Below are 6,301 nucleotides of genomic sequence, written 5' to 3'. Positions count from 1 at the left end.
CGGGGGCCTCGGTGGCGTCGGGGGCCTCGGTGCCGGGCTCTGTCCCGGCGCAGCCGGCGAGCACGAGCGCCAGTCCGGCCATCGCGTACGTCAGTCGTCTCACTGTCGCTCCCCAGCGTCTCGTCCGTTTTGCGCGATCAGGATGCCAGGTCCGATGCCACCGACCCGGGACGAACGGCCCGGACGTCGGCACGTCCGGGCCCGGATCCCAGGATCCTCGGCCCCGGTCCCGGGTTGTTCCCAGACTCGTCCCAGGGTCCTGCCATGTCGGCACACCACGGTGGTGAGCGCGGATCACGCCGGGCCACCGCACCCGGACGACCATAGGAGTACACATGCGAAAGCTCACCACGATCACCGCCGCCAGCTCGGTGGCTGTCGGCGGACTCTTCGTCGCCGGCGCGCTCCTGCCCGCCAGTGCGGAGACTGCGACCAAGCCGGACACAGCGACCACGGCGGGCGACTCGTCCCTCGCGGACCGCCTCACCCGGCTCAAGGAGGCTCTCGCCGGCCTCGTCGACGACGGCACCCTGACGCAGGAGAAGGCGGACACCATCGCCGCGACCCTCAACGACTCCGAGGCCCTCGGCCCGCAGGAGTTCGGCCGCCGCATGCACGACGACGCCGGCCCGCTCCCGTTCGAGTCGGCCGGCGAGGTGCTCGGTCTGACCGCGGAGGAGATGCGCGACGCGCTGCGGTCCGGCTCCTCCCTGGCGGACCTCGCCGAACAGCAGGGCGTCGACGTCGGCACGCTGGTCGACGCGCTCGTGGCCGTGGCCACCGAGCGCATCGACACGGCGGTGGCCGCCGGCGACCTCGAGCAGGACCGCGCCGACGAGCTCAAGGCTCAGCTCGAGGAACGCGTGACCGCCGTCGTCGACGAGGTTCCCGCGCTGCACCACCGCGGTGGCGGCATGCACGGCCGTTCCGGGAACCCGGGCACCACGCCCGACGAGGACGCCACGTCGACCACGCTGCGCGGCGCCGTCGACCGCGTCCTCCAGACCGTGTGACCCGCTGACCGTCTGACCGGCACCGTCTGACCAGCACCGTCTGACCAGCACCGTCTGGCAGCACCGGCCGCCGGGTCGGCCGGCTCATCGCTGACGCTGCGTCCTCCGATGAGCCGGCCGGCGGTGCTCTGCACGAGGATGTGCCCGGTACCTGGCGAGGACCACCCCCGCACCGGGGGCACGATCCGAGGTCTCCACATCTCGTGGCTGCTCCGCCCCGACTCCCGGCTCATGGCGTCGTCCTCCTCGGTCGGCGGGACGGGCGGCCGGCTCCTCCACCCGCATCCGGGGGTATGACAGGGTCCGGCGCCCAGCGAACCACCACGGCGCCGTGCACAACGGACGTCTGGCCTATCGCATCGGGCGATCGGTGGGTACGCTGGGTTCTCCAGACCGCGACTCCCCGGCGGCTCGGCAGGAGTGCACCCCGCCCGCCGACGGATGAGGGGCGGTGCCGAACGAGTGCAGGCGGGTGATGCTTAGCAGTGAGGTACTCAACCATCGCCACCTGGCCGTCAGGCATCTCGCGAGAACTAGGCCGCTGAGCTGTAGAGAGCACCGGCACCGCCCACGATCGGGCATACCACGAGAACTGACCTTCCACGGTGGCACCAGCGGCCCGGGTCTTCGGACTCGGGCCGAAATACGTCTGGCGTCGGACGGTTCCGGCGCCGGAGAGCGCGTCGACGGGTCTGGGTCGGGTGCCTCCGGGCCCATCGTCCGTGGGCCCATGGTCCGCTCCTGGAACCGCCGGTACCGGTTAGTTTCGGAGATGCCCGACCCACCCACCGAAAGGGTCACCATGAGCACCTACGTCGTCACCGGAGCCGCCTCCGGCATCGGCCTGGCCACCGCCGAGATCCTCACCGGGCGCGGCCACCGCGTCCTCGGCGTGGACCTCGCCGGTTCCGACATCGTGGCGGACCTGTCCACCGACTCCGGCCGCGCCTCCATGGTCGAGCTGGTGCGCGCACGCACCGGCGACCGGATCGACGCGATCATCGCGTGCGCCGGACTCTCCAGCGGGACCACCGCCACCGTGCGCGTGAACTATTACGGTGCGATCGCCACACTCGAGGGCCTACGGCCGATGCTCACCGGCTCCCCCGCACCCCGCGCCGTCGCCGTCTCCTCGATGGCCTCGCTCTTCCCGCCCGACGACGAGCTCCTCGCATTGCTGCTCGAGGGTACCGAGGACGACGCCGTCACCCGGGCGGGCGAGCTCGCCGCCGACGAGCGCGCTCCCCTGATCTACGGCACCACCAAGCGCGCGCTCGCACTGTGGCTGCGGGGCCGCGCCGCGTCACCCGAGTGGGCGGGCGCCGGCATCCCGCTCAACGCGGTGGCCCCCGGCATCATCGACACGCCGATGGTCACCGATCTGATCGCCACCGAGGAGGCGCGCGCGGCGCTGCTCAAGCAGGTGCCCATGCCGCTCAACGGCATCGCCAAGGCCGAGACGGTGGGCAACCTCCTCGCCTGGCTCACCGGAGAGGAGAACACCCACCTGTGCGGACAGGTCGTCTTCGTCGACGGCGGGTCCGACGCCGTCCTGCGCGGAGCCAGCACCTGGTGAGTGCCGCGGTCTGCCGCGCGGCGGCGCGCACGCGGTGACGAGGCGGCACCACACGCGCAGCTCAGGCCGAAAGTAACGGCCCCCAAGGCCGTGGTCGAGACCCACCCGCGTGCGACGCTACGCGCGTTCGACGCGGAGGAGCGGCAGGACGGCGGCGGCGAGGATCAGCCCTGTGCCGGTGGCCGCGAGCGGCGAGATCGCCTCGCCGAAGACGGCGGCCCCGAGCAACAGCGCCACCACGACCTCCCAGTACGACAGGCCCGAGAGCTCGGCGGCGCGCAGGTGCTTGCCCGCGACGACGAGCAGGCCCAGGGCGAGGAGCCCGCAGACCAGGAAGAAGCCGACCGCCCACGCCCAGTGCGACGCCGTCATCCCCGACAGGTCGGGGCGCGTCACGGCGACCATCGCCGCCGTCCCCACGGCGCCGAACACGAAGTTCCAGAAGCTGCGCACGTCCGACGGCATGTCGGTGCGGTAGCGGTAGCTCAGCAGCGCCGCACCGTAGAGCACACCCGACGCGGTCGCCAGCGCGGTGCCGAGGAGCGCGTCCCCCGAGGTGGCGAGCGGGTGCCCTTCGACGAGGCCGGCGGCCAGCATCATCCCGACGAAGCTGGTGCCCAACGAGAGGAAGTCGGTCCGGCTGATCGACTCCTTCAGGAGCACGCGGGCCAGGACGGTCGCCACGACGGGGCCGAGGTAGTGCAGGGCCACGGCACGGGAGAGGTCGATCAGCACGGTCGCGGAGAGCAGCGTCGCGAGCGAGAGCCCGAGGAACACGCCACCGAGCACGACGGACCAGGACAAGCGGGTGCGTCGCAGCAGCCCGAGGCGTCGCGAGACGGCGAGGATGACCAGCATCCCCAGTGCACCGACAAGCATGCGGCCCAGCGTGAGCGCCTCGCCGATCAGAGCGCCGGACGGGGTGGCCAGGCGGCCGAACACACCGGCGGTACCCATCGCCGTGGCCGAGACGATGATCGCGAGCACGCCGAGACGGCGGTTCGCCGGGTTGGTACGGGTTGCCGGGACGAGCCGGGTGCGCTCGGGTGCAGCCGTGGGCGCGAAGGTGGACAGGGCCACAGAACTCCTCGGGACGGGCGCGCATCGGGTGCACGCAGAACGGGTACGTTCCCCGCTCTGTCATGTGGACCTGAGAGCTTTCGCGGGCCAAGGGCCCGGTTACACCGTCGGTGAACCCCGATCGGGGTTGCTTTCCAGAGGAGCCTGGCCGTGGCGGTCTGGGTGCCTGAGAGATTCCCGGGGGGTTGCTCCTTCGGCGCCCGCGGGTGCGGGACTCTCCCGCCGCGGTTGAGTGGCATGTTCAGTTGTCGGCGAGGCCATTATGTCCCGTCAGGAGCGCCGCCCGTCACGCCGTCTCACGTGGCGCACCCCGCTGGGGCGACGGTCCCTCGCCACCGTCACGGTCACCATCACGCCGTGGCCGGCTCGACGCCCTCGCTCGCGGTGCGCTCGACGACCTCAGTCACGGTGCGCCACGTCCAGGGCTCGCGCCCACCCGGCCACGTCGTCCGCCAGCTTCGGACTCGCGATGCCGTGGGTCCCGAGCAGGGCGACGACGTCGGGAGCGCGGACACGGTCACTTGACCCGCGAGCCAGGAAGCGGCCCGCCACGAGCCCGCGGGCGCACAGATCCTCGTCGCGCGTGAAGACCTGCTCGAGATAGATGACGCGCTCGTCCCAGCCGAGCACGCGGGTGGTGACCACGAACCGCTCCCGCAGCCGGAGCGACCGGCGATACTTCACGGTCGACGCCGCTACCACCGGGTACCACCCGTTGACCTTCAGCGGCGCGAAGCCGCCGAGGTCGGCGATGAGGTTGGTCCGGGCGACATCCATCATCTGCAGGTAGACGCCGTTGTTGACGTGCAGGTAGATGTCCAGATCGCCCGGGCGCACGCGCATCCGGGTCACCGACGGGTCGAGGATGCCGCGGCCGGGGACGGGCCTGCGCGGCATCGCGCTCGCGCGGAGGAGGTCCAGTTGACGTGCCATCCGCGGAGGTTACCCCGGACCGCCCCGCCCGACGGCGGGCCGTTCTGGCACTTTCGGCCCCCAGGGCATAGAAACGGGGACGTGACCGAGCAGCCCGAGGACCCGAACCTCATCCGCGTCGCAGGTACGGACCGCGTCTTCCGGCGCAGCCGCATCCTGCTCGTGCTGTTGATCCCGATCGCGATGGCGCTCATCGCCGTCTCCTCGATCAACGTCGCGTTGCCCACGATCTCGGAAGGGCTCGGCGCCACGGACTCGGATCTGCAGTGGGTGCTCGCCGGGTACGCGCTGACGTTCGGTATCACGCTTGTGCCCGCCGGCCGGGCCGGTGACGTCCTCGGCCGCGGCAGCTTCTTCGTGCTCGGCCTGGCCGTCTTCTCCCTGGCGTCCCTCGCCTGCGGCCTCGCACCGACGCCGATGTTCCTCAACCTCGCGCGGTTCGTGCAGGGGATCGGGGCGGGCCTGTACAACCCGCAGACGATGGGGATGATCCAGCAGTACTGGAAGGGCATGGACCGGGCCCGGGCCTTCGCGCTGTTCGGCACCGTCGTGGCCGCCTCCGTGGCTGTCGGGCCGGTGCTGGCGGGCGTCATCATCGAGACCTTCGGTACCGACATCGGCTGGCGGGCCACCTTCCTCATCAATCTCCCCATCGGCGTGCTGGGTTGTGCGCTCGCGCTCGCCTGGTTCCCGTTCGGCAAGGAGCGCAAGCGTCTCGCGGCCCGCCGGGCCGCCCGCCTCGCCAAGAGGGCCCGCACCGCCACCGGTCCGGCGCCGGCCGTGCTGCGGGAGAAGGTGGACCTCGACCCGATCGGTTCGCTGCTGCTCGCCCTCGCCGTGCTCGCCGTCATGCTGCCGTTCATGTCCCGGGGCAGCGCGCTCATGTGGCTGATCGTCCCCGTCGGGCTGCTCGTCCTGCTCCTATGGACGCGGTGGGAACGGTGGTACAAGGCGCGCGGGCACGCACCGATGGTGGACCTCGCGCTCTTCTCGTTCCCGTCGTTCTCGAACGGCGCCGCCGTGGGCGGTACGTTCTTCCTCGGTTCCACGTCGATCTTCGTCGTCGTGGCGCTGTACCTGCAGAACGGGCTCGGTGTCAGCGCGCTCGAGACGGGGCTGATCGGGCTGCCCAACGCCGTCGTCTCCGCCTTCTCCTCGATGTGGTCGGGACGCCGGGCGCTGTCCAGGGGCCGCACCATCATCGTCGGGGCCCTGACCCTGGTGATCGCCGGAGCACTGCTCAGTGTGGGCGTGGTCCTCCTCGTCGAGGCCGCCGGCATCAGCTTCTGGTGGCTCGCGCTCACACTGATGATCCCGGGCCTCGGCCAGGGCGCCCTGGGTTCGGCCAACCAGACGCTCTCGCTCGAGGACGTTCCGTCGACGTACGGCGGCACGGCGGGCGGGGTGAAGTCCACCGCCGAGCGGATCGGTACCGCGATCGGCACCGCGATGATCACGGCCATCCTGTTCGCCGTCGTCGCCGTCGGCACGTGGGAGCGGGGCTTCGCCGCGGCGTTCCTCGCGATCAGCCTGTGCCTGCTCGTCTCGCTCGCCTTCGCGGTGCGAGACCGGCGGACGTCCGGCGACGGCCCGCTCGCCGAGCATGCGTGACCAGCCCCGGCCGTACCCGCGCCGCGTGACGATTCAGTGCCACGGCAGAAGATCGCCGGCACCTGCGCAAGCACAGCCGCGCGATGCT

At 71.6% G+C, this 6,301-nt stretch carries 5 protein-coding genes and 2 riboswitches; of the genes, 3 read left to right on the top strand and 2 right to left on the bottom strand.

The window, feature by feature from the left end:
• Positions 1–335: 335 nt before the first annotated feature.
• Both ACYC1Z_RS04560 and ACYC1Z_RS04555 read left to right on the top strand, forming a co-directional pair.
• Positions 336–1,013, top strand: coding sequence for a hypothetical protein (locus ACYC1Z_RS04560; RefSeq protein ID WP_461408353.1), 678 nt, complete (start codon positions 336–338; stop codon positions 1,011–1,013).
• Positions 1,014–1,815: 802 nt separating this feature from the next.
• Positions 1,816–2,589, top strand: coding sequence for an SDR family oxidoreductase (locus ACYC1Z_RS04555; RefSeq protein ID WP_461408352.1), 774 nt, complete (start codon positions 1,816–1,818; stop codon positions 2,587–2,589).
• Between the two features lie 117 nt (positions 2,590–2,706).
• Here ACYC1Z_RS04555 and ACYC1Z_RS04550 read toward each other — a convergent pair whose 3' ends face one another.
• Both ACYC1Z_RS04550 and ACYC1Z_RS04545 read right to left on the bottom strand, forming a co-directional pair.
• Positions 2,707–3,669, bottom strand: coding sequence for a DMT family transporter (locus tag ACYC1Z_RS04550; RefSeq protein WP_461408351.1), 963 nt, complete (start codon positions 3,667–3,669; stop codon positions 2,707–2,709).
• A 47-nt stretch (positions 3,670–3,716) separates the two neighbouring features.
• Positions 3,717–3,813, bottom strand: a riboswitch (glycine riboswitch).
• A riboswitch (glycine riboswitch) is annotated at positions 3,814–3,901 on the bottom strand.
• 167 nt (positions 3,902–4,068) lie between these two features.
• The gene (locus tag ACYC1Z_RS04545; protein ID WP_461408350.1) at positions 4,069–4,602 is read right to left on the bottom strand and encodes an acyl-CoA thioesterase; all 534 of its coding nucleotides are present in this window, start codon (positions 4,600–4,602) and stop codon (positions 4,069–4,071) included.
• 81 nt (positions 4,603–4,683) lie between these two features.
• Here ACYC1Z_RS04545 and ACYC1Z_RS04540 point away from each other — a divergent pair, with 81 nt between their 5' ends.
• On the top strand, positions 4,684–6,213 hold the full coding sequence (locus ACYC1Z_RS04540; RefSeq protein ID WP_461408349.1) for an MFS transporter: 1,530 nt from the start codon (positions 4,684–4,686) through the stop codon (positions 6,211–6,213).
• Positions 6,214–6,301 lie beyond the last annotated feature (88 nt).

The organism is Georgenia sp., from assembly GCF_054605595.1.
Note: the sequence above shows the minus strand (reverse complement) of the source record. Positions and strands in the feature narration are given on the sequence as shown.

Coding starts and splice junctions, on each gene's coding strand:
- ACYC1Z_RS04560 (WP_461408353.1), top strand. CDS start 336: ATGCGAAAGCTCACCACGATCACCGCCGCCAGCTCGGTGGCTGTCGGC.
- ACYC1Z_RS04555 (WP_461408352.1), top strand. CDS start 1,816: ATGAGCACCTACGTCGTCACCGGAGCCGCCTCCGGCATCGGCCTGGCC.
- ACYC1Z_RS04545 (WP_461408350.1), bottom strand. CDS start 4,602: ATGGCACGTCAACTGGACCTCCTCCGCGCGAGCGCGATGCCGCGCAGG.